Origin of the sequence: Pseudomonas sihuiensis (genome assembly GCF_900106015.1) — a bacterium.
GTDB lineage: Bacteria > Pseudomonadota > Gammaproteobacteria > Pseudomonadales > Pseudomonadaceae > Aquipseudomonas > Aquipseudomonas sihuiensis.
This window is the reverse complement of sequence record NZ_LT629797.1, coordinates 4,216,446-4,238,578: the sequence shown is the minus strand read 5'-3', so window position 1 is coordinate 4,238,578 and position 22,133 is coordinate 4,216,446. Positions and strand designations below refer to the sequence as shown.

Genomic DNA, 22,133 nt, shown 5'->3' with positions numbered 1-22,133 from the left:
TCCTGGGTTTTAATCGTGTTGAACGGTCAGAGGCCGCAGGCCGCTCCGAAAGTCTTGTATGTCTCTGTCTTGCCGTCCGAATCGAAGGTGAGGTCGACGTACCGGTCATCCGACTCGTTGTATTCCGAGTGATTGAACTGCCTGACGGTCGTGAGCGTGGCACTCATGTCGGCATAGGCGTATGCCGCCCCGGTCTCGGTGATCTCGGTCTGTTGCAGTTCCTGGACGGTGCCGGCGATCTTGACGAATAGCACCTCGTCGATTTCCACGGCGATCGGCTGGGCGTAGGGCAGCGCCCGGTAATGCTCATCGGCCGGTACCAGCGCGCAACGGTAGTTCTCGATTCCGCCCCCTTCTTGGTACTGGGTGACGGCTTCCTGGTAGGTTATGGGGTCGAGCTCGAGAGCGGCGCAACCCGCCAGATACCCGCACGACAGGATGCATAGCAGTACCTGGCGGGCGGTGTGTTGCAAGGGGTGTCTCTTTATCTTGGTATTCATCGTTTGGTTCAGCCCGAAAAATTCATGGTTCTCTTCACTTTCTTGCGGGGGTTGAGCAGATTGGCGAATGCCTGCTCCAACAAACTCCCCGCCTTATCGCTATCGGCCATGCCCGGCAGCACGGGCGGTTTGATGCCGATGCCCGAGCCCTTGCCTGGTGAGCCGCCGGCGTTGAGGCGGGTCAACGGGCCGCTGATGGTGATGCCGCCGGGGTCGAGTTTGATAAAGCTTCCGCCGGCCTTGAGCGTCAGTTCGATGCCCGCTTCGATGACCATCTTCTGCCCGGCCTTGAGGTGGATCTCGCGGCCCGCCTTGGTCAGTTGTGCGGTACCCAGTTTGATGTGCTGGTCGGTGCCCACCGTCAGGTGATCCTGCGGTTTGACCTCGACCTTGCGGTCGGCGGTGACGGTGAGGTGTTCCTCGGCCAGCAGTTCGGTGTAGCTGTTCTTCTCCACGGTGTCGTGGCGCTCGTTGCCGACGCGGATCTTCTGGTCGTGTTCGATGTTCTCGTCCCAGTCGCGCTGGGCATGAATGTAGATCTGCTCGGCGCCCTTGCGATCCTCGATGCGCAGTTCGTTGTAGCCACCACCGCCGGGGCTGCTCAGAGTCTTGAACACGCTGCGCGTCTTGTTCGCCGGCAGGTCATAGGGCACCACGTGTTCGGCGTGGTAAAGGCAACCGGTGACCAGCGGCTGGTCGGGGTCGCCTTCGAGGAAGGTGACCAGCACTTCCATGCCGATACGCGGGATGGTGATGGCGCCGTAACGATCGCCGGCCCAGCTGGAGCTGACGCGCAGCCAGCAGCTGGTTTTCTCGTCGGCCTGGCCTTCCCGGTCCCAGAAGAATTGCACCTTGACCCGGCCGTATTCGTCGCAGTGGATTTCTTCGCCGGCAGGCCCCGTGACCACGGCGCTCTGGCTGCCCAGCACGCGGGGTTTGGGGTGAGCGAGTTGCGGGCGGTAGGGCACGTTCCAGGGGGTGGCGAGGAAGCGGTTGCGGTAACCCTGGCAAAAGTCCTCGTCTGCGGCGGACTGCGCCTTACCGGTCACGCCGTGCAGGAGCGCGTTCGCCCCCTTGCTCAACATCGAATCGCTAGTGATCGACTCTTCCAGCACCTGCGGCTGCTTGCCTTCGTGCAGCACTTCGGTGAGCAGCCAGAGGTCGTTCCAGTCGCTGCGTGGATGCTCGGAAATCTCCAGCAGGTGCCCCGTAACCAGCCGCGGCTGGTCGCTCTGTCCTTCCAGTTGCTGGTAGTCGGCGCGGTGGCGCTCCAGGGCGCGTTTGGCCAGGTGCTTGCCGCGCGTGCGGTCGGTGTAGCGGCCGGGATAGTCGTAGTCTTCCAGATCGGGCAGGCCGTCGTTCTCGCCGGCTTGCTCGCTCTGGTAGGCCGCCTCCAGGAGCAGCCGTGGCTGCTCGAAATCGTAGTCACGGCGGGTGGTGCGGCGGGTGCGGGTTTCCAGGCGCAGGGCCAGGCGCTTGATCACCGGGTCGTCGGCGGTCATGCCGCTGTCCTGGATATAGGGTGTGGGCTGGCCAAGCTTGGCGAAGGCGGTCTGGTCGTCGCCGAAGGTCAGCACGTGGCCGCTTGCGCTGTGCTGGAAGTGGTAGTGGATGCCTTCCTCCTCGCACAGGCGCTGGACGAAGTGCAGGTCGCTCTCGTCGTACTGCACGCAGTAGTCGCGCTCGGGGTAGACGGTGGGGCCGAGTTGGAACTGGTAGCCACCCTGGACGATGCCGTGCTCTTCCAGCACCTGGGCGACGATCTGCGGCACCGTCAGGTGTTGGAAGATGCGCTGGTTGGTGCGGTGCGCCAGGTACGCAAGCTGCGGCACGATGGCCAGGTGGTAGCGGGTCAGGCGCTTGCCGGACTCGCCCTGCTCGACCCGGTGGATCAGGCCGTGGATGCCGTCGCCATTGGGGCTGAAGGCGAGGAAGGCGCGCTGGTGCAGCAGGCTGGCCAGGTCGAGGTCCGGCCGTTCACTGATCAGCTCGACGTCGAAGCGATAGGGCTGGCTGATGGCCTCGCGGCCGCTGAATTCGAGCAGCTGCAGGTCGTGCTCGACGCCCTCGATGCTCAGGCTGAAATGGGTTTCGTTGGCCGGGTTGAACATGTGCGTATCCTTTCGATTGAGTCCTTTTCAACAGCCTGTTATGCCTTCTTGCCCAGCCAGCGCTGCAGACGCGAAGCCGGTGGCCGGCGAAACGCGTCGAGCAGCTCGCTGCAGCCGATCTGCCGCTGGCTTTCCTCAAAGGCCAGCGCGATACGCAGGGCCTGCCAGCAGTGCAGCGGCACCTGCGCCGGGCGTTGCAGTTGCCTGTCCAGCTCCATGCTCCTGGCCTGCTTGGCACTGAGGCGACGGAACGGGTGTTGCCCACTGGCCAGCTCCACCAGCACACAAGCCACCGCATAAACGTCGGCAGCAGCCGACAGCGCGGCGCCTTCGAGCAGCTCCAGCGCGGCGTAGCGCGGTGTCCAGGCGGCAATACGGTTGCGACACAGGCGTGGCAGACCAGGCAGCAAGCCCTCCATAGGCTGGCCCAGACCATAATCGAACAGGCGCAGGCCGTCGTCGGCCAACATCACATTGCTGGGCTTCAGGTCACCGTGCAGCACACCCAGTTCGTGGGAATAGGCGAGGGCGTCGAGCAGGGGGATGGCGATATCGCGAAGTTCCTCCCAGGGCAGCCCCTCCGGGCGTTCGCACAGCAGCTGATCGAGGGTCAGGCCGCGCATCAGCTCCAGGGTGATGAAGGCGCGCTCGCAGGCAGTGTCCACTTCGAAGCCGAACAGGCGCACCACATGCCGGTGGTTGAGCCGCGAGGTGAGGGCGAACTCGCTGTAGAGCAGGGCGTTGGCGTCCGGGTACTCGGCGAAGTCGTCGCTGAGAGTCTTCAGCGCGACATAGGGCTCGGGGTCGCCGAACTGTTCGCGCAGCAGATCGCGCGCGCGGTACACCGCCCCCATGCCCCCAACGCCGAGCAGGCGCTCGATCTTGTAGCGACCGCCAAGCACATCGGGCAGCTCGCCCGGCGCCTGGCGCGGCGTTTCGCGCACAGGTTCCCTGGCGGCGGTGGCGGCCAGGGCGAAGTAGGTGAGGTCGCTGGCTTCGGCGGCTTCGATCATTGGCGGATCACCACGGCACTGAGGTTGTCACGGGCCGGGCCGTCGAGCACGCGCTGGAACAGGCGCTCCACGGCCAGGTGCGGCGAGGGCAGGTTGAGGCAGGCGCCCAGCTCGTCGGCGGAAACGCCCTGATAGAGGCCGTCGCTGCACAGCAGGAAGACATCGCCAGGCAGCACGTCGAGTTCGAGGATGTCCAGTTGCAGGGTTTCGCTGGCGCCGATGGCACGGGTCAGGGCATGCGCCGCCGGATGGCGCGCGGCCTCCTGCGGTGTCAGGCCCTGCTCGTCGATCAGTTGCTGCACCAGTGAATGGTCGCGACTGAGCTGATACAGCCGCGCGCCGCGCCATAGGTAACAGCGGCTGTCACCGGCCCAGACGCAGGCGGCGCGGTCCTCCTCGAGCAACAGGGCGACTACGGTGCTGCCGATCACCGTGTCCGGGCGGTCGGCGGTAACGGTCAGCTCCTGGCCGAGCCGATGGTTGAGCCGGTGCAGCGCCTGGCGCAACTCCACCAGCCGCTGGGCGAGGCTGCCTTCCGGCAGCTCGGCCAGATGCTCGACGATCAGACGGCTGGCCAGAGCACCGTTCTGATGCCCGCCCATACCGTCGGCCACCACCCACAGGCCCTGCTCGGGCAGGGCCAGGAAGGCATCCTCGTTGCGCGCGCGCACCTTGCCGGTATCAGTGCGTGCGGCACTGCGCCAGGCGTTGGCAACTGCCGTCATCAGAGCGTCGCCGGTAGCTTGAAGCTGCGCAGCAGGCCGATGTCGAACGGGTTCGGCGAGCGCTGACTGTGCAGCAGGTAGTTGGCGTGCAGACCACCGAGGTTGGCCTTGAGGATCAGCACGTCACGACCGCTGTGGTAGTCCACGTCCATCAGGTCGAGCAGGCGGAACAGCGACCAGGGGCCGGTGTTCTTCTCGATACCGACGCGGCGGCCACCCAGCTCTTCGACCACCAGGCTGGTGCGGTCTTCCTCGCTCGCTGCCGGCCAGCGGAAGGCGGTGGCGACGATCGGCCCGTGGCGGTATTCCAGTTGCTGCTTGCCGAAGCGGAAGTCGGCGCGGCTCAGGCTGGAGTCCAGCGAGTAGGGTTCGAGCTTGAACAGCACCTGCGGCTCGGCCGGGTTCTCGGCGAAGAAGCTGCGGCGGATCACCTGGGCACGGCTCATCTGCAGGAGGAACTCGCGCGATAGCGGCAGGCCACGACCATCGACGCGGCGCAGGCGGTATTCGTCGGCGCTGCCACTGACGAAGGGGCGCAGGTACTGGTCGAAGAAGCGCTCGGCGATGCCCTGGGCCTTGAAGAACTCGCGGAAATCCGCCACCGCCACGTCGCTTTCGCTGTGCGCGGTGAAGGGGTAACGCTGCTTCAGCGAGTTGTCGTAGGCGGCGTACAGCTCGCTCTGATAGCGCTGGTTGAGGAAGTGGTAGGCGTCATTGAGTACCAGCGTCCAGCTGTCCTCGGCCAACAGCGCCAGCCAGTTGCCAATGGGCTGTGGCAGGCGCGCGGCGGCAGTGCGTACCTGGTTGATCGCATCACGCTTGCCGCCCATGCGTGCCTTGGCCATCTCGAATGCAGCCTGGTCGCTGGCGCCGGCATTGGCCAGGCTGGCCAGCTGGCGTTGCAGCTCGTCCAGAGCCTGCAGGCTGGCCGCCAGGTCGACGCCGGCACCGCCGTTATCGTCGAGTAGCTTGTGCAAGCTCTCGAAGCGGCGTTCCAGCGTCTTGCGCGCCGTATCCGGGGTGTTCTTGGCCAGCGCCTGCTGCGCCTGTTCAGCGGCGGCACTGGCCAGCTTGGCGGCTTTGCCCAGCTTGCCCTTAGCGCCTTCCAGCGCTTCGGCGGCGGCACCGGCATCGTCGGCGGCCTCAGCCAGCCCCTTGAAACGGGTGTTGTCACGCACTTCCACCAGCAATTGCAGCAGCGGCGAGTTGGCAGCGGTCAGGCCGTTGAGCAGGGCTGCACCGCGACCGGCACTGCCGATCGGTTCCAGGCCAAGCTGAGCGATGGCCTCACCCCAATAGTTGCCGTAATCGCGGAAGTACAGTTGCTCCAGCTCCACCATCAGGCGACCCAGGTCACCTGCGCTGAGGGTTTCGCCTTCGCCCAGCACCCAGTTGTCACGCAGGATCTCGCGCACCAGATTGCCGCCCTGAGCGGTGAAGGTCTTGCTGTAGCCGTTCTGGGTGTAGAAGCCGGGTATGGCGTAGTCGCTGCCACTGATCAGCCCACCCTGCGGGCCGAGTTTCTGGCTCAGACGGTATTCCGGCAGATTGCGCGCCTGTTCCCGCAGCATGCGGTAGACCACGTTGGCCAGCGACTCGCTGCGCAGCACCTGGCGCGCCTGGGCAACCAGCTGGGCGTTGAGGGCATAGGGCGCGAACGGCTCGTCGAGCAGACGCGCGAAATGGGTATTGAGACCATGCTGCGCCGGGCTGTTGCCGGCGTAGCGCAGCGACCAGTCGGCGGCGACCCATTCCTTGAGGAAGTCGGCATCGCGACGTTCTTCCAGGTTGAGCATCAGGTAGGCACGCAGGCTACCGAGCAGACGCTCGCGGTCGCTGAGGTTGGCGCGGATCTGTGCTTCCAGCTGACGGGCCACGCGCGGCAGCAGCAGGTTTTCCAACTCGGCGCGATAGGTCGAATACACCGGAGGATTGACCGCCTCGCCCTGGAACAAGCCGGTACGCTCCAGGTAGGACACCTCGCCCTTGGGTGGGAACACCAGGGTCGCGGCGTAGCTGCTGTCCAGCGCCTTGAGGGTTTGCAGGGCATCGTCCTGCGCATTGATCGAACCATGCTCGCGGGTAAGCTTCTGGGCGATCTCGCGTAGCTCTTCCAAACGGCCGTGGTTGGCCGAGAAGCCGCTGGCCCAGAGCACACCGAACAGCGCCAGCACGGCGAAGGCGGTGGCGTACATGGCACGCTGGCCCCAGTCGATGCGACGCACCTCCTTCTGATCCAGGCCGGCCAATTCGGCCTCGGGGAAGATCACCCGGCTGAGCAGATGATTGATAAACCGTGCGCGACCGCTGCGGAAGGTCGGCAGCGCGCTGTCGGCCAGGCCGAGGTTGCGACCGATACCAGCCGTCAGCGGGTCGAGTTGTTCGTTCAACTGCGGTGCACTGGTCAGGTAAAAGCCGCGCAACTTGCTGGCCCGCTGGTAGCGGTTGCCGGCGAAGGCCAGTTCGATGAACAGGCACAGGCGCTCGCCGATCTGGCCGAGCTGGTGCGGGAAGTCGAGGATGCGGCCACGGCGCTGGGTGTCGCGCTCCTGGTGCATGCGCAGGATCACCTGGCTGTTGAGGCGGCGCAGCAGTTCTTCGAACTCCTGGCGTACGACGCCCACATCGCTGGCGCTCTGCTCCTTGCGGAAGCTGGCGCCGAGCACCTGCTCGCTTTCTTCGCGTGACAGCTGGTCGAAGAACTCGTCGAAGCCCAGTACCTTGTCGGCCTTGCTCAGCACCAGATAGACCGGCACATCGGCGCCCAGGCGCTGGTGGATCTCATGCAGGCGCTGGCGGGTCTGACGGGCCAGGGTTTCCAGCTCCACTTCGCTACCGCCCTGCAGCTGCTCGACCGGAATGCTCACCAGCACGCCGTTGAGCGGGCGCGCACGGCGCTGACGCAGCAAGCCCAACAAGGTGCCCCAGGCGCGGCCATCGACCTGCGCATCAGGCTGGGTCAGGTAGCGCCCGGCGGTATCGATCAGCACCGCATGGTCGGCGAAGTACCAGTCGGCGTAGCGGGTGCCGGACACGTCCTTGGTCAGACGCTGGCTCTCGCCGCGGTTGAGCGGGAAGTCCAGGCCGGAGAAATCCAGCAGGCTGGTCTTGCCACTGCCCTGCGGGCCAAGCAGCAGGTACCAGGGCAGGTCGTTGCGCCACTTCTCGCTGCGCCCGCGGTACAGGCTGGAGCGCTTGAGGGTGCGCAGGGCGTCCTTGAAGCGGTGGCGCAGCTCGTTCTGCTCTTCGCTGATCTGCTCCTCGCGACGCAGGCGCTCCTGGGCGTCGGCGTCACTTTCCTCGGCCTTCTTGCGCGCGGTGGCGCGCCAGCTGGCGAAGACCATGGCCAGGCCCCAGAGCAGGAAGATCAGACTGATGGTCAACAGACGGCTGGTGGCCGACTCCCAGAACTTGTAGTCACTGACGGCCAGCAGCGGGCCGACGAACCACACCAGCAGGGCGAGAATCAGAACCAGCAGCAGGCTCCAGACCCAGGTCTTGCGGAAAAAGGCGCCAAGTTTGGCGAAGAAGCTCTTCATTTCACGTCATCCATGCTGACACCCGAGGCCGGGTCGAGTTGCTGATACGGCTTGAGCACGGTGTCGCGCTGCTCGCCCAATACCCAGGCGAAGCCGCCATACATCATCACCAGGCACATCAGGGTGAACAGCGCCACCAGCCACCACGGCACGATGCGCACCAGGCGTCGGCGGGTGTCCTTGAGGCCCTGCCAGTGCGGCGAGACTTCACGCGGCACATCGCCGCGCAACTGGCGGATCTGTCGGTAGAGGCTGTCGCGCACCGCTTCCAGTTCGAGCATGCCGCGCTGCAGCACGCGGTACTTGCCCTCGAAACCGAGCGACAGGCACAGGTACATCAGTTCCAGCATCGGCAGGTGCTTGACCGGGTTGCGCGACAGGCGCTCGAGCAGCTGGAAGAACTTCTCGCCACCGAAGGTCTCGTTGTGGAACGAGGACAGCAGGCTCATCTGCGACCACTGGCTCTCGTTTCCCCAGGGCGTGGTCACCACCGCTTCGTCGACCACGGTGCACAGCACGTAGCGTGCGGCCATTACCTGGCTGCTCTCGGCGCCATCGTGCAGAGCACGGTGCTCGAACAGCTTGATCTCGCGGGTCAGGCGCTGGTTGAGCGCATCCATGTCCTCGCTTTCGAAGCTGTGTTTGAGCCGCACCACTTCCGAGAGCAGCGTGGAGGCTGCCGCCACCAGCGGGTTGAGGCTGATGTTGAAGCTCTCCGCCGGGCGCAGGCGCGCGGCGAAGATCATGCGTTCCTCAAGCTGCTCGAACTTCGGTGGCGCGCTGAAATCGGTCAGCGGGCTTTCGGCGCGCGCTTCGCCCTTGCGGTTGAGGATGACCGTCTTGTCATCCTGGCCGTATTCCATTTCCTTGGTTGTCATGGTCAGTTCCTGATCGCCCAGAATTTCAGCTCAAGCCCGGTGAACTCGCCGGACACGTGGAAGGCGAAGCCGCCGGAGCGTTCCAGCTGCGCCAGTTCCTCGGAGCTGAGCTCCAAGGCGAAGTAGGTCTTGCCCGAATGGAATGGGATCTGCCGCGGTGCCACTGGCAGCGGTTTGACCTTGATCCCCGGAAGGTGCAGGTTGACCAGTTGGCGGATGCGCTCCACCGGGCCGACCTTGAGGTGCGCGGGCAGGCGCTGACGCAGCTCCTCGGAGTCGCACTGGGCGCTGGCGGCGAGTACGAAGCTGGAGGTGCCGAGCAGCTTGTGGTCGTGCAGCGGCGACACCTGGATGCCGTACTGACGCTGCTGCAGAAGCATCTCGATGGCGTGCTGCTCGAGCACCATCGACAACACCTGGCGGATGGCGTCCATCAGCTTGCGGAAACTCATGCCCTGGTCGCTGTGCAGATAGCGGCCTTCCAGGCGCGGACGTTTGGTCTCGCTGGAGAAGGTCGCCAACTCGCCGAGCAGGCCGACCAGTTCGCGGTAGATCTGCTCCGGGTGTACCTGCTCGACGCCCAGGTGGTGGCGCAGGATCGGTTCGTAGCGGTTGATCAGCTGCAGCATCATGAAGTCACCAACCTCGGCGCCGCCCACCTTGCCGGTGGCGCGGATGCGCTCGGCGAGGATGTCGCCGCGGTGGGCGAGCATGCTGATCACTTCCTTGAGGCAGCTCAGCAGGTAGCCGGAGGCCTGGAAGTTGACGTAGGTCGGGCTGAATTCCGGGTCGAGGCTGATCACCCCGTCCGGTGTGGTGTCGAGCACTTCGCACAGCTTCATCTTCACGTAGCCCTGGTCGCTCTGCTGCTCGCCGAGCAGCAGGCGGAAATCCGGGCGACCAGTGCTGACCTGGCTGACGCTGCTGTCACCGGCGTTGCAGTCGGCCACTTCCTCGTCGAAGGCGACGTAGCGCGCCAGCACGTCGCGCTGGTCCGGGCGACGGCTCTCGATGTGATTACCGGTGACCAGCGGCAACGCCAGGTAGACGGGGGTGTTGCCGGTGTTCGGCGGTACGTCCAGGCCCAGCGGCTCGCGCTCGGCACCGAGGTCGAACAGACTGCCGTCAGGCAGCACGCCACTGGCCTTGCTCACCACCAGCTTGCCCATGTTGAGAAACTGGCGGTCGATCTCCAGTTCGAAGAAGCCCCAGGCGTAGCTGTCCAGTTTCTGCGTACGCACCTTGAGCTGGTGATCGAAGTAGCGATCGTTCTGCTGGAAATGCTGTGGTCGCAGCAGCATGCCTTCCTGCCAGACGACTTTATGCTGGCTCATCGGTTGCGCTCCTGCTCGTCATCCAGGTTGCGAATGCCGCGCTCGTCGAGCCGCAGGTTGGCCGCGTTGCGTTGCTGCTCGTCAATGGCAATGACGTAGCGCCAGCTGGCTTCCGGCAGGTCGCGATAGGCGGCGAGCACGCCGACATAGCGGCTGCCCTCCTGCACCGATACTTTCAGTTCGCGGGTTTCGCCCGGGCGCAGCTCCAGTTCCTCCTGGGTCACCAGGTCCGGCGCCAGCGCTTCTTTCGGACGCTGGTAGAGGGAGAAGAAATCGGCATTCTCGAAAGCCACCGGGTGCTTGAGCTCCATCAGGCGGATGACGATAGGCGAAGGACGACCGTTGAGGTCCGGGTTGAGCTGGTCGCTGCCGGCCAGGCTCAGGTCCAGCTTGGTCATGGTCGAGTAAGGCGACATCGCGGCGCAGCCAGCGAGAGTCAGGAGTGCGGCGCATAGGGCCAGGGAAAGCAGGCGAGGCATGGTGTTCATCCTTGAAGGTCGGTATTGAGGGTGGCGATCAGGCGAACCTGCTCTTCGTAGGCACTGGCAAAATCACGGGCGAACAGGCGATCGCTCCAGTCATCGTTCTGCGCCAGCGCCGCATGCAGGCGACGATAGGCACGCCAGCGGCCGCCATCGGTCGGCAGCAAAGGCTTGCGACCGTTACGCTCGAAACGCAGGGTCAGTTGCTCCGGGGCAAACTGTTCGAACATGCCCTGAACGGCCGCGCGGCTGGCGGCGAGCAGCGCCACCTGGTGCGCCTGCAGGTCGCGGAAGCTGCGGTTGATGGCCTGCTCGGCCGGCAGTTGGCCAGGCTTGCCGCCACGCAGCAACGCGGTCAGCGTCTCGCTGGTATCCAGGCCATGCTTGAGCGGGTTGTTGCCAGCGCTCTGCACCGTGGTCAGGGCCAGGCGCAGTTCGTTCTTCAGCTCGCTGCGGGTACGCAGGGCCTGCTGCAGGCTGCCGACGCTCTGCTTGAGCAGCTTGGCGGCATTCAGCGCCAGCGCTTCGCGGGCATCGTCGTCGAGGTCGTCGAGGCGCACGCCGAGGGCATCGGCGAACTTCTCCCAGAAAGTCGGCGGCAGGCGCTCGGGCTCCGGGGCGACTTTCGGCTGCGGCGCGGGCGTCGGCATCACCAACTCGGGCACCAGCAGGTTTTCCTCGTCGATCTGCGCGTAATCGCGCTGCTGCGCCTGGGCCATGCTCGGGCGCAGTACGGCAGTCAGATCGTCCACTTCGGCGTAGACGCGCTCCTGCTGTTCCAGGGCGGTGAGCGGGTCGAGGTCGAGGAAGGCGTCATCGGGGATGATGCTCCCAGCGGCCTGCGGCAGACCGATATCACCCTCGAACATGGCCGGGTCACGCACCAGGCGCGCACGGATCTCGAAGTCGCCCAGGCAGTACACGCTGCCATGCTCGATGCGCTGCGGACTGCCCTTGGCCAGAGTGGCGCCACTGTCCTTGAGCTGGATACCGTTGCTGCTGGTGTCGGTCAGGTAGAAGGCGCCATCGCGATAGCTCACTTCTGCATGCCGACTGGACAGGATGCGCTTGCGATCCGGGATCACCCAGTCGCACTCGTCGGCTCGACCGATCACGCCGCCGGCCTGCTTGAACGTCTTGGTGGTCAACAGACCTGGCACGAATTGCTGCGCGCTGACCACATCGAATACCAGTTCCATGGTGAACCTACTCCTTGCGGTCAGTGGCCGCGTTTCTCGGCTTGCGGATCGCCCAGCGGGCGGTATTGGTCGTCGCTGAACTTGTAGTTGCCTGTGCAGCCGGCCAGGGCAATGGCCAGGGCGAGCAGGGCGGCGGTCCGATAGCGATGCAGCATGGAATGCGCTCCTTGGGTGGAAGTGAATGAAAGATGGGCAGGCATGCTCAGACCTCGCTCGGGCTGATCTTCAGCCGTTGCATGCGGTACAGCAGGGTGCGCCGGGGCAGACCCAGCTCGTTGGCGGCGTTGGTCTGGTTGCCGCGGTTCTTGCGCAGGCAGTCGAGCAACAGGTTGCGCTCGAGCCGATCCATGCGCTCGCGCAGGCTCAGCGGTTCGCTGCCTTCGCTCTGGGTCTGCTCCAGATTGAAGTGCTCGGGCAGTAACTCGCCGCCTTCGCAGAGCAGTACGGCGCGCTCGACCACACCCTTGAGCTCACGCACGTTGCCGGGGAAGGCGTAGCCGGCCAGATGCTCCAGAGCGGCATCGCTCCAGCGGCAGGCGTCACGCTGCAGCAGGCCGCTGGCAGTGCTGGCGAAGTGACGCGCGAGCAACAGGATGTCTTCGTCACGCTCGCGCAGCGCCGGCAACTCGATGGGGAAATGCGATAGGCGATAGAACAGGTCTTCGCGGAAGCGGCCTTCCTCGACACGTTTGCGCAGCTCCTGGTGGGTGGCGGCGACGATGCGCACGTCGACCTTGTGCGTCTCGCTGCTGCCCAGGGGGCGCACTTCGCCCTCCTGCAGCACGCGCAGCAGCTTGGCTTGCAGGGTCAGCGGCATGTCGCCGATCTCGTCGAGAAACAGGGTGCCGCCATCGGCCGCATCGAACAGGCCCGGCTTGTCACGGTCGGCGCCGGTAAAGGCGCCCTTGCGGTAGCCGAACAGCTCGCTCTCCAGCAGGTTTTCCGGCAGCGCGGCGCAGTTCTGCACGATGAACGCCTTGCTACGCCGCGCGCCGCAATCGTGGATGGCGCGAGCGACCAGTTCCTTGCCGGTGCCGGTCTCGCCGGTGAGCAGCACGCTGACCGGGCTGTGCAGCACCTTGCCGATCAGTTGGTAGACGCGGCGCATGGCCGGGCTCTGGCCGAGCAGGCCGTAGCCGCTGGCACAGGGCGTGCCTGGAACAGACGAGACGCTTGCAGCACTGGCGGCACCGTCGACAGCTGGTGCACGTAGACGCTGCAACAGCTGCAGCTGAGCCAAGGCGAAACTGCCAAGCTGGGCGAAAGAGGCGGCAAAGCCCTGCAGGATTCGCCGCTCATGGCTGGCCACCAACAGCAGACCACGAGTACGGCCAACGCCGTCATGCAGCGGCAGGCACAGCAAGCTGCGCCAGGCACGGCTGCCTTCCGGCAGACAGGCGATGTTGTGCAGACCGCTGTCGAGTTCGTCGATACACAGCACCTGGTTCTGGCACAGGCAGTACTGCAGCAGCTGTTCGCCGTCATAGTCACTGGGCAGGCTGGCTGACTCACGCGGTTGCAGCAGGCCGTCGAGCCACTCGGCCGAGAGGGTCAGGCGGGTGTTGGTATGGTCCAGCAGATACAGCTGGCCCAGCGCACAGTCGGCAAGTTCGGCCGTGGCACGCACCAGGTTGGCGAGCAGGCGGTCACTGCTGGCAGCGCCGGCCAGTTCGGCATAGCGGCCAAGCAGGGCTTCGGCGTAGCGAAGCGGTTGCGGAACTTCGGCGAACATCGGCGGCACCTCAGGCGAACTCGCAGATCACGGCCGCATCGCCATCCAGCGTGGCGTGCACACGTTGCAGGCTTTCGCCAGCGGCCATGGCATCGAGCAGGCGGTCGACCACCAGCGGCTGCAGGTGCTGGTCGATCAGGTGATCGATCAGGCGCGCGCCGCTGTCGCCATGGGTGCAGCGCTCGGCCAGGTGCTCGACCAGGCCGTCGCAGTGACTGAAGGCGAGCTGACGACGGGCCAGGCGCTCGCCGAAACGGGCCAGCTTGAGGCCGACCAGCTGGCGCAGCAGGTCGCTGTCCATCGGGTAGTAAGGCACCACGCGCATACGGCCGAGCAGGGCCGGCTTGAAGTGCTGGCTCAGCTGCGGGCGGATGGCCAGCTCCAGGTCCTCGGCGGCCGGGCGCTCGCCGCCGGCGCAAAGGCCGGCAATGCGTTCACTGGCCAGGTTGCTGGTCATCAGGATCAGGGTGTTGCGGAAGTTGATCTCGCGCCCTTCGCCGTCGTTGGCCACGCCCTTGTCGAAGATCTGGTAGAAAACGTTCATCACGTCCGGGTCGGCTTTTTCGACTTCGTCGAGGAGGATCACCGAGTAGGGTTTCTGCCTTACCGCCTCGGTGAGCATGCCGCCTTCGCCGTAACCGACGTAGCCGGGCGGCGCGCCGATCAAACGCGAGACGGTGTGTTTTTCCTGGAACTCGGACATGTTGATCACAGTGAGGAAGCGCTCACCGCCGTACAGCAGGTCGGCCAGGGCCAGGGCTGTCTCGGTCTTGCCGACGCCGCTGGGGCCGACCAGGAGGAACACGCCCACTGGTGCATCGGGCTTGTTGAGGCCGGCGGCGGTGGCGCGCATGGCCTTGTCCAGCGCCTGGATCGCCTGCTCCTGACCACGCACGCGCTGGCGCAGGTCGTCGGCGAAGGTGATGACCTTGGTGTTGTGCTCACGGGCCAGTTGGCTCAGCGGCACGCCGGTCCAGTGGCTGATCACCTCGGCCACCAGGCGCGGGCAGACCTCGAAGCTGACCAGACGCTCGCTGGCCTGGGCGGCAGCCAGCTCGGCCTGGATGGCGCGCAGTTCGGCTTCCAGTTCTTCCAGGCTCGGGCGTGGTTCGTCGCTGGCCTCTTCATCGTTACCCAGACGCGCGGCGGCGCATTGCTTGCGCTGTTCCAGCAGCCGTTCGGCCAGCTCGCGCTGCACGGCCCAGCGGGTTTCCACCTGCTCCAGCTCGGCGCGGGCGGCGACCAGACGGTTTTCCAGGGTATCTAGCGCTTCGCCGTCGATAGCCAGGCCGGCGTCCAGGTCACGGCGCATGGCCTCACCCTGGCGCTCGCCCTCGGCAATCTCGCCGCGCAGACGCTCCAGCGCCTCGGGCGCAGCAGCCAGGCTGATGCGCACACGGGCGCAGGCGGTGTCGAGCACATCCACGGCCTTGTCCGGTAGCTGGCGACCAGCGAGGTAGCGCGCCGACAGCTCGGCAGCGGCAACCACGGCGTCGTCGCGCAGGTAGATGCCGTGGCTCTTCTCGTACACCGGCGCCAGGCCGCGCAGGATGGTCACGGCTTCGTCGACGGTGGGCTCGTGCAGCTGCACCGGCTGGAAGCGGCGGGCCAGGGCCGGGTCCTTCTCGAAGTACTTCTTGTACTCGCTCCAGGTGGTGGCGGCGATGGTGCGCAGCTCGCCGCGGGCCAGGGCCGGCTTGAGCAGGTTGGCGGCGTCGCCACTGCCGGCCTGGCCACCGGCGCCGATCAGGGTGTGGGCTTCGTCGATGAACAGGATGATCGGCTTGGGCGAGGCCTTGACCTCGTCGATCACGCCCTGCAGGCGGCGCTCGAACTCGCCCTTGACGCTGGCACCGGCCTGCAGCAGGCCGAGGTCCAGGCACAGCAGCTCGACGCCCTTGAGCACCTGCGGCACCTCGCCAGTGGCGATGCGCAGGGCCAGCCCCTCGACGATGGCAGTCTTGCCCACGCCAGCCTCGCCGACGACGATGGGATTGTTCTTGCGTCGTCGAGCGAGGATATCGACCATCTGGCGGATCGCGCCGTCACGGCACAGCACCGGGTCGAGCTTGCCGTCGCGGGCCTGCTGGGTGAAGTTGTGGGTAAAGCGCGCCAGGTTGGATTCACCACCGGCTGCCGGCTTGCCACCTGCGGCCTGCGGCTGCTGGCTGAGGGCGAAGTCGCGCAGACGCTCGGCATTGAGCTTGCTCAGCAGCGTCTGATAACGGCTGCCGGCATAGCGCATGGGGTTGCGCAGCAGGGCGAGGATCAGCGCGGCCTGGTCGATCTGACTGGCGCCCAGCTCCAGGTTGGCCACCAGCAGGGCGTCCTGCAGCCACTGCACCAGTTCGGCAGAAAACACCGGGTTGCGCGACTCGCTGTGCTCGCCGCGCGGCTGCAGCGCCTGGGCCAGCTCGCCGGCATCGATCTCGGCATCCTGCAGGGCACGCGCCAGCATGCTTTCCGGGCGCTCGAGCAGGCCCAGCAGCAGGTCTTCGACGAGGATCTTGTTGCCGCCGCGTACCACGCAGCGTTCGGCGGCCATCTCCAGGTCGCGCTTGCTCGCGGCGTCCAGGGCTTGAACCAGTTGTTGCAGGTCGACGTTGATCATTTCATCTGTCCTTAATGAATCTTGCTACCGAGGGTGACCAGACCGTCGGCGTTCTCACGGCCGAGCCAGGTGGTCCAGCCCAGCAGGCAGGGGTTGCCTTCGCCGATGCGCAGGTCGCGGATTTCGTCCTGACGCAGCTCCAGGCGGATGTCGTAGTCCAGCGGATCGCGCAGGGTGAAGCGCACCAGCGCACAGAGCGGTTGGTAACCCGTGCCGATCGGCAGGAACTCGTGAAAGCGCGTCCAGCCCAGCTGGCGCACGTGGATGCGGAACTTGCCACCGCGGTCGCGTACGCGCTCGCCGAGCACGGTGTCTTCGCCGAGCAGACTGTTGGCACGGCCGAGGCGGTTGCGCTGCTCTTCCAGCACCACCACCTGGCGCTCCAGGCACTGCTCGATGAACAGTTCGGCGTGCTTGAAGTAGTAACGCAGCACCGACTCGATCAGCGCCGCCGAATGGGCGCGCAGGCTGAGCAGGCCGAGGTAGGGCAGCAGGCGCTTCCAGTTCAGCTCCTGGGCCTGGCGGATCTGCTCGCTGCCCAGGCCGATCAGGGCGAACAGGTGCGCAGAGAAGGCGTCCATCGCCCCGCTCTGGAAGCTGGCGCGGTAGCGGTACTTCTGCCAGATCGGCAGCAACAGGCGCTGCAGACGATTGTTGAACAGGTCGAGGAAGTCGCGGGTCGGGTTGCCGTCCTCGCTGTCGCCCAGAGCCTGCTCGCTGTAGAAGGCCGGTAATGGTGAACCGCCGCCGAACAGGCCGACCAAGTTGACGCGCATGCGCGCGCGCAGCTCGCCGTGCTCCTCGAAGAACTGCACGCGATCGATATCGCTGCCGGGGAAACCCAGGCTCGGATTGGCCTGGAACTCCAGGTATTCGTAAAGGCGCTCCTCATCCAGATGCGGATGCGCAGCACCCAAGCGCTCCAGCACCAGCTGTACGGCCTGGAACAGGCTGTACTCGCGGATGCCTTTGCTCAATCGAGTTAGAGCAGGGGCTGCTGCCCCATACGTGGCGTCCATTTGTACAACTCTCCCTGTGTGCTCTGTACGTGCAGCTCGTGGTAGCTGTTGAGGCTGGCGTAGAGGGCGAAAAATTCATTGAGTACCGAGGCGAAGAGGAACAGGTCGCCCTCACCCAGATACCCTTCCGGGTTCATGGTCAGTTCAGTGCGTACGCCGCGCACCGGCAGGCCGCGGTGCAGGCGGTCGACGTGGCGATGGCCAATGTTCTTGAGGCCCCCGAGCAGGCGCTTGCTGACGCGCTCGGCGTGCTGGTCGTAGTAACGCGGCAGGTCGTAGGTTTCGAGGATCACCTTGAGCGCCTCGACGTTGGCCAGCGACAGGTAGTTCAGCGACATGTTGGAAATCAGCTTCCACAGGAAGTCGCGGTGCAGCGGCGGCGCATAACTGGGTGTAACGGCGCTGATATTGCGGAAGCTGAGGAAGTCCGGGGTGTCCTCGCTGGGCAGGCAGATATCGCCCAGGCGCAGTTGACGCGGCAGGTTCTGGTTGGTGCAGGTCAGCTCGATGGACAGTGTCTCGTGCTGGTCGAGGTTGCGCAGGCCGAAGCTGAGCCAGGTTTCCAGGCCGTCGCCGAGCATCGAGGGTTGCTGGCGCACGCTGTAGTGCGGGCGCGCCACCGGCACGTCGAAGCTGGGGTCATGTTCGAACGACTCGAACGGCACGTACTCCTCGTAGCCCATGCCGCCCGGCTTCCAGCCGGTGACGCGGTCCACCGAAAACACACCGCAATGCTGCGAATCGAACTCGGCCGGCAGCAGCAGGTACTGATCCTGCTTGCCATCGAGGCGGATCGGGATGGCGTCATGCTGGAACAGGTTGACCACCGGCGTGCAGTACAGGCGCACGTTTTCCAGGGTCGGACGGATACGCTGCACGCCCGCCTTGTGGATATCGAAACGCAGCTCCAGGCCGCGCGCCTGCTTGAGCAGATCCTCGGGCAAGCTTTGAATGGCCTCCAGGCCGAGCAGGTCGACGAAGAGGAACTTCTCCTGGAAGGCGAAGTATTCCTGCAGATAGCGGTAGCCGCGGAAGGTATTCAGCGGGTAGGGGATCAACGCCTCGTCTTCGGCGAAGCCCACCGGCTGCACCTTCTCAGGCTTGAGCTGCAGCGTGCCGAGGGTCTGGCCGAAGGCATCCTGCATCGGTTTGCCAGCAGCATCGAGCAGCACCAGCTGGATGCCGCCGAGATTGCGCAGCAGCGCCAGGTAGAGCATCTGACCGATATAACGCTCGCCGGCCAGGTGCAGACGCAGCTTGTTCAGGCCGATCTCGCCGATATGACCGTCGGCGCTCATGCCCAGACGCAGGCTGAGCAGCGCGCCGTCACCCTTGACCGAGTAATCCAGGCCGTTCAACGCCAGCGGCAGCACTTCGGTGGGGAAGCAGGTGCGAAAGCGGCAGGTGACGCCCTCGATGGCCTTGGCTTCTACCGGCGTGCCACGACCAACCGGCAGCGCCGGACCGGGGCGGGTTAACGGGTCGAACTGCAGCATGCTGAAGGCCGGCAGCGGGCGCATGTAGTTCGGCCACAGCAGATGCATCAGCGAGTGAGTCAGCTCCGGCAGCTCGTCGTCGAGCTTCTGCCGCAGGCGCCCGGTGAGGAAGGCAAAGCCTTCGAGCAGACGCTCGACGTCCGGGTCGCGCCCCGCCTGGCCGAGGAACGGCGCCAACGCCGGGCTGCGCTCGGCGAAACGCTTGCCCAGTTGGCGCAGGGCAGTGAGTTCGCTTTGGTAGTAGTGGTTGAAAGACATCTCAGCGGCTCGTCCATGTGGCTGGGTCGACACAATCGCCGGCGTTGGCCAGCAAAGCGTCGGCGCGGTGGTCATTCCACTGCGCGGGGATCAATTCCAGGTCGCCTATCGGCGGGCTCTGGGTCGGGCAACCATTACGGGACGTCCAGACGCAATGCCGTGGCTGGAACCCTTGCGCTTCGACCGTCATGACAACGATGCACAGCGGCGCATCTGCCAGCACAGCGAAGAGCCGCCAATCCTCGTGGGCGCCAAAGGCGAATCGACCCTGACTGTCGCTGCGCACCTGATAGCTGTGCGAGGTGTCGCTGGCGACCTCAAGAATGAGCGCCGCACCACGCACCGGCTGACCGTTCTCTGCGGAAACTAGACGCCCATCGATAGCCGGGTTGATCGGCGCCGCATGCGGGGCCAACACGCACCCCTGCAGCGCAAGCACTGCCAGCAGATAGCTCCATCGAACCCGAGAACGCAGATGACGATTCATCACGAGCGACTCAACCGCCAATCAACACGGTGCCGGAGCCAGCCACCACGGTATTGCCATGACTGCCCACGCTACCCACCACCGCCGCCGGCTTGCCGTTGATCAGCACGGTAGGAATCACCGCGCCGGACATAGTGCCGCCGCAGGCGGAGGCATCGCCCATGCGCGCAGCGGGCAGGCTGTCGAACAGCACGTCGGGTGAGCCGGCGGCGATCGGGTTGGTGCCGTGGCCGGGAATCGGGCAGGCAGTGGGATCGCTCAGGCGGGCGGCGGGTTTACCGGACATGTGACGCTCCTGGGTTGACGTTGACCTGACCGCTGCCATCCAGGCTCGCGGAGAAACTGACCTGACGCCTGATGCCGTCCATTTCCAGCATCGCGTCGATGGCGAAGGCCTGACGCAAAGGGTCATGGGTACGCGGCAGGGAAATCACCCGCACCTGGGTCAGTCGTGGTTCGTACGCTTCGATGAAGCGTTCGATGGCGATACGCGCCTGCTGCAGCGAGTCGTGCAGCGACAGACGCATATCGTTCAAATCGGGCAACCCGTAGTCGGGCAGCGTCTGCACGCTGCCCGCACGGGTGCTGAGCATCTTGGCCAGATGGGCAGCCACCGAGGCCATGGCGGCGACCTCGCGGCTCCAGCCGGCACGTTGGCCGACCTCGCCACCGAGGCGCTCGAACAGGCTGCCGTAGGCCATGCGTGCTTACTCCTTGTCCAGCTTGCCGACCAGCGACAAGGTGAAGTCGGCACCCATGTACTTGAAGTGCGGGCGTACGTTCAGGCTGACGCGGTACCAGCCCGGCTCGCCTTCGACATCGCTGACGATGACCTGGGCGGCACGCAGCGGACGACGGCTACGCACTTCGGAGCTTGGGTTCTCCTGGTCGGCGACGTACTGGCGAATCCACTTGTTGAGTTCCAGCTCGAGGTCGGTACGCTCTTTCCAGGCACCGATCTGCTCGCGCTGCAGCACTTTCAGGTAGTGAGCCAGGCGGTTGACGATGAACATGTACGGCAGCTGGGTGCCCAGCTTGTAGTTCAGCTCGGCGTTCTTGCCTTCTTCGCTGATGCCGAAGAACTTCGGCTTTTGCGCCGAGTTGGCGGAGAAGAACGCGGCATTGTCGCTGCCCTTGCGCATGGTCAGGGCGATGAAGCCTTCTTCGGCCAGCTCGTATTCGCGGCGGTCGGAGACCAGCACCTCGGTGGGGATCTTGGTCTCGATCTCGCCCATGCTTTCGAAGTGGTGCAGCGGCAGGTCTTCCACCGCGCCACCGCTCTGCGGGCCGATGATGTTCGGGCACCAGCGGAACTTGGCGAAGCTGTCGGTCAGCCGGCTGGCGAAGGCATAGGCGGTGTTGCCCCACAGGTAGTGCTCGTGGCTGTTGGCCACGTTTTCCTTGTAGACGAAGGTCTTCACCGGGTTGTCTTCCGGGTCGTACGGGTTGCGCAGCAGGAAGCGCGGTACGGTCAGGCCGACGTAGCGGGCATCTTCCTGCTCGCGGAAGCTCTGCCACTTGGTGAATTGCGGGCCTTCGAAGTGGTCTTTCAGATCCTTCAGATCCGGCAGGCCGGTGAAGGTCTCCAGGCCGAAGAATTTCGGGCCGGCGGCGGCGATGAACGGGGCGTGGGACATGCAGGCCACCGAGGCGACGTACTGCAGGGTCTTGACGTCAGGAGCGCTCGGATCGAAGAAGTAGTTGGCGATCAGGGCGCCGACCGGCTGGCCACCGAACTGGCCGTACTCGGCGGTGTAGATGTGCTTGTACAGGCCGGACTGAACGATTTCCGGGCTGTCTTCGAAGTCATCGAGCAGATCCTGCTTGGAGGCGTTGAGGATCTCCAGCTTGATGTTCTCGCGGAAGTTGGTGCGATCCACCAGCAGCTTGAGGCCGCGCCAGGAGGATTCCAGGGCCTGGAACTGCTCGTGGTGGAGGATTTCGTCCATCTGCCGGCTGAGCTTGGCGTCGATCTCCGCGATCATGCGGTCGACCATGGCCTTCTTCACCGGCTCGTTTTCGTTCTGCGGCTTGAGCAGCTCTTCGATGAAGGCCGACACGCCACGCTTGGCGATGTCGTAGGCTTCGTCGTCCGGAGTCAGCTTGGTTTCCGCGATGATGCGGTCGAGGATGCCGAGGTCGGCGGCGCTACGGCCACCTTCTACTGCTGCGCTAGTCGTGCTCATGAATATGCGTCCTTGTCAGTGAGAATCAGGAATCGAGCTTGCCTTGGGCGGCCAGGCCCAGTTCGCCGAGCACGCGGTCGCGCGAGTCGTCGTCAGAGAGCACGCTCTCGATGGCTTTGCGGAAGGCCGGGGCGTTGCCCAGCGGGCCCTTCAGGGCGACCAGAGCGTCGCGCAGCTCCATCAGTTTCTTCAGTTCCGGCACCTGGTCGACCAGGTTGGCCGGGTTGAAGTCCTTCATGGAGTTGATCTTCAGCTGTACGGCCAGCTCGTCGCCTTCCTGCTCGTCCTGCAGACGATTCGGTACGGCGAAGGTCAGGTTCAGTTCCTGCTTGGCCAGCACTTCGTCGAAGCTGTTCTTGTCGATGCTGATGGGCTTGCGGTCTTCGATCTTGCGATCGTCGGCACGCTGGGTGAAATCGCCGAGCACCATGAGTTTCAGGGGCAGTTCGATTTCTTCCTGGGCACCGCCGGTGGCGGGTTTGAAAGTGACGTTGATGCGTTCCTTGGGGGCTACCGAGCCTTCTTTGGCCATGGGTGTTCTCCTTTGCGTTGATGGCCCGGAG

The 22,133-nt window shown here is 65.1% G+C and carries 18 protein-coding genes and 1 pseudogene; all 19 read right to left on the bottom strand.

Annotated elements, in window-relative coordinates; genetic code table 11:
- Window positions 1-26: 26 nt before the first annotated feature.
- Complete coding sequence (locus BLT86_RS19945; RefSeq protein WP_231976554.1) at window positions 27-473, bottom strand: hypothetical protein; 447 nt, start codon at window positions 471-473, stop codon at window positions 27-29.
- Between the two features lie 35 nt (window positions 474-508).
- Entirely contained in the window at window positions 509-2,611 is a 2,103-nt protein-coding gene (tssI, locus tag BLT86_RS19940; RefSeq protein WP_017676364.1) for a type VI secretion system Vgr family protein, read from the bottom strand.
- Between the two features lie 38 nt (window positions 2,612-2,649).
- Entirely contained in the window at window positions 2,650-3,624 is a 975-nt protein-coding gene (locus BLT86_RS19935; protein ID WP_197676075.1) for a serine/threonine-protein kinase, read from the bottom strand.
- Window positions 3,621-4,349 carry a PP2C family protein-serine/threonine phosphatase gene (locus BLT86_RS19930; RefSeq protein ID WP_092379103.1) on the bottom strand — a complete coding sequence of 243 codons (729 nt, stop codon included), beginning with the start codon at window positions 4,347-4,349 and terminating at the stop codon, window positions 3,621-3,623. The genes BLT86_RS19935 and BLT86_RS19930 overlap by 4 nt, the downstream gene beginning before the upstream one ends.
- A complete protein-coding gene (gene tssM / locus BLT86_RS19925) occupies window positions 4,349-7,888 on the bottom strand; it encodes a type VI secretion system membrane subunit TssM (protein WP_092379099.1) in 3,540 nt (1,179 codons plus the stop codon). The genes BLT86_RS19930 and tssM overlap by 1 nt, the downstream gene beginning before the upstream one ends.
- The gene (gene icmH / locus BLT86_RS19920; protein ID WP_017676360.1) at window positions 7,885-8,766 is read right to left on the bottom strand and encodes a type IVB secretion system protein IcmH/DotU; all 882 of its coding nucleotides are present in this window, start codon (window positions 8,764-8,766) and stop codon (window positions 7,885-7,887) included. The genes tssM and icmH overlap by 4 nt, the downstream gene beginning before the upstream one ends.
- A 2-nt stretch (window positions 8,767-8,768) precedes the next feature.
- Complete coding sequence (gene tssK / locus BLT86_RS19915) at window positions 8,769-10,100, bottom strand: type VI secretion system baseplate subunit TssK (RefSeq protein ID WP_021487504.1); 1,332 nt, start codon at window positions 10,098-10,100, stop codon at window positions 8,769-8,771.
- Window positions 10,097-10,579 (bottom strand): type VI secretion system lipoprotein TssJ, encoded by a 483-nt coding sequence (gene tssJ, locus BLT86_RS19910; protein WP_021487503.1) that lies wholly within the window; start codon window positions 10,577-10,579, stop codon window positions 10,097-10,099. The genes tssK and tssJ overlap by 4 nt, the downstream gene beginning before the upstream one ends.
- A gap of 5 nt (window positions 10,580-10,584) precedes the next feature.
- Entirely contained in the window at window positions 10,585-11,781 is a 1,197-nt protein-coding gene (tagH, locus tag BLT86_RS19905) for a type VI secretion system-associated FHA domain protein TagH (protein WP_059390983.1), read from the bottom strand.
- 20 nt (window positions 11,782-11,801) lie between these two features.
- Complete coding sequence (locus BLT86_RS19900) at window positions 11,802-11,936, bottom strand: hypothetical protein (protein ID WP_017676356.1); 135 nt, start codon at window positions 11,934-11,936, stop codon at window positions 11,802-11,804.
- 47 nt (window positions 11,937-11,983) lie between these two features.
- Window positions 11,984-13,513, bottom strand: a complete 1,530-nt coding sequence (locus BLT86_RS19895) for a sigma-54-dependent Fis family transcriptional regulator (protein ID WP_017676355.1) — start codon at window positions 13,511-13,513, stop codon at window positions 11,984-11,986.
- Window positions 13,514-13,523: 10 nt separating this feature from the next.
- Window positions 13,524-16,124 carry a type VI secretion system ATPase TssH gene (gene tssH / locus BLT86_RS19890; protein ID WP_092379096.1) on the bottom strand — a complete coding sequence of 867 codons (2,601 nt, stop codon included), beginning with the start codon at window positions 16,122-16,124 and terminating at the stop codon, window positions 13,524-13,526.
- 11 nt (window positions 16,125-16,135) lie between these two features.
- Window positions 16,136-17,143: a type VI secretion system baseplate subunit TssG gene (gene tssG / locus BLT86_RS19885; RefSeq protein ID WP_026088511.1), complete on the bottom strand. Its 1,008-nt coding sequence runs from the start codon at window positions 17,141-17,143 to the stop codon at window positions 16,136-16,138.
- Entirely contained in the window at window positions 17,107-18,897 is a 1,791-nt protein-coding gene (gene tssF, locus BLT86_RS19880) for a type VI secretion system baseplate subunit TssF (protein WP_017676352.1), read from the bottom strand. The genes tssG and tssF overlap by 37 nt, the downstream gene beginning before the upstream one ends.
- Window position 18,898: 1 nt before the next feature.
- Window positions 18,899-19,384: a carboxypeptidase-like regulatory domain-containing protein gene (locus BLT86_RS19875; protein ID WP_186351327.1), complete on the bottom strand. Its 486-nt coding sequence runs from the start codon at window positions 19,382-19,384 to the stop codon at window positions 18,899-18,901.
- Window positions 19,385-19,400: 16 nt separating this feature from the next.
- Window positions 19,401-19,670: pseudogene (locus BLT86_RS19870) on the bottom strand (PAAR domain-containing protein); the annotation flags it as partial.
- Entirely contained in the window at window positions 19,660-20,085 is a 426-nt protein-coding gene (gene tssE, locus BLT86_RS19865) for a type VI secretion system baseplate subunit TssE (protein WP_017676349.1), read from the bottom strand. The gene tssE and the pseudogene BLT86_RS19870, both read right to left, overlap by 11 nt.
- 6 nt (window positions 20,086-20,091) lie before the next feature.
- Complete coding sequence (tssC, locus tag BLT86_RS19860) at window positions 20,092-21,570, bottom strand: type VI secretion system contractile sheath large subunit (protein ID WP_017676348.1); 1,479 nt, start codon at window positions 21,568-21,570, stop codon at window positions 20,092-20,094.
- A gap of 25 nt (window positions 21,571-21,595) precedes the next feature.
- Complete coding sequence (gene tssB / locus BLT86_RS19855) at window positions 21,596-22,102, bottom strand: type VI secretion system contractile sheath small subunit (RefSeq protein WP_017676347.1); 507 nt, start codon at window positions 22,100-22,102, stop codon at window positions 21,596-21,598.
- Window positions 22,103-22,133: the final 31 nt, after the last annotated feature.

Excerpts from the sequence above, each read along its gene's own strand:
- BLT86_RS19900 (WP_017676356.1), bottom strand. The coding sequence starts at position 11,936 with ATGCTGCATCGCTATCGGACCGCCGCCCTGCTCGCCCTGGCCATTGCC.
- tssM (WP_092379099.1), bottom strand. The coding sequence starts at position 7,888 with ATGAAGAGCTTCTTCGCCAAACTTGGCGCCTTTTTCCGCAAGACCTGG.
- tssB (WP_017676347.1), bottom strand. The coding sequence starts at position 22,102 with ATGGCCAAAGAAGGCTCGGTAGCCCCCAAGGAACGCATCAACGTCACT.
- tssK (WP_021487504.1), bottom strand. The coding sequence starts at position 10,100 with ATGAGCCAGCATAAAGTCGTCTGGCAGGAAGGCATGCTGCTGCGACCA.
- tagH (WP_059390983.1), bottom strand. The coding sequence starts at position 11,781 with ATGGAACTGGTATTCGATGTGGTCAGCGCGCAGCAATTCGTGCCAGGT.
- BLT86_RS19875 (WP_186351327.1), bottom strand. The coding sequence starts at position 19,384 with ATGAATCGTCATCTGCGTTCTCGGGTTCGATGGAGCTATCTGCTGGCA.
- BLT86_RS19935 (WP_197676075.1), bottom strand. The coding sequence starts at position 3,624 with ATGATCGAAGCCGCCGAAGCCAGCGACCTCACCTACTTCGCCCTGGCC.
- tssH (WP_092379096.1), bottom strand. The coding sequence starts at position 16,124 with ATGATCAACGTCGACCTGCAACAACTGGTTCAAGCCCTGGACGCCGCG.
- tssG (WP_026088511.1), bottom strand. The coding sequence starts at position 17,143 with ATGGACGCCACGTATGGGGCAGCAGCCCCTGCTCTAACTCGATTGAGC.
- BLT86_RS19930 (WP_092379103.1), bottom strand. The coding sequence starts at position 4,349 with ATGACGGCAGTTGCCAACGCCTGGCGCAGTGCCGCACGCACTGATACC.
- tssF (WP_017676352.1), bottom strand. The coding sequence starts at position 18,897 with ATGTCTTTCAACCACTACTACCAAAGCGAACTCACTGCCCTGCGCCAA.
- tssE (WP_017676349.1), bottom strand. The coding sequence starts at position 20,085 with ATGGCCTACGGCAGCCTGTTCGAGCGCCTCGGTGGCGAGGTCGGCCAA.
- tssC (WP_017676348.1), bottom strand. The coding sequence starts at position 21,570 with ATGAGCACGACTAGCGCAGCAGTAGAAGGTGGCCGTAGCGCCGCCGAC.
- BLT86_RS19895 (WP_017676355.1), bottom strand. The coding sequence starts at position 13,513 with ATGTTCGCCGAAGTTCCGCAACCGCTTCGCTACGCCGAAGCCCTGCTT.
- tssJ (WP_021487503.1), bottom strand. The coding sequence starts at position 10,579 with ATGCCTCGCCTGCTTTCCCTGGCCCTATGCGCCGCACTCCTGACTCTC.
- tssI (WP_017676364.1), bottom strand. The coding sequence starts at position 2,611 with ATGTTCAACCCGGCCAACGAAACCCATTTCAGCCTGAGCATCGAGGGC.
- icmH (WP_017676360.1), bottom strand. The coding sequence starts at position 8,766 with ATGACAACCAAGGAAATGGAATACGGCCAGGATGACAAGACGGTCATC.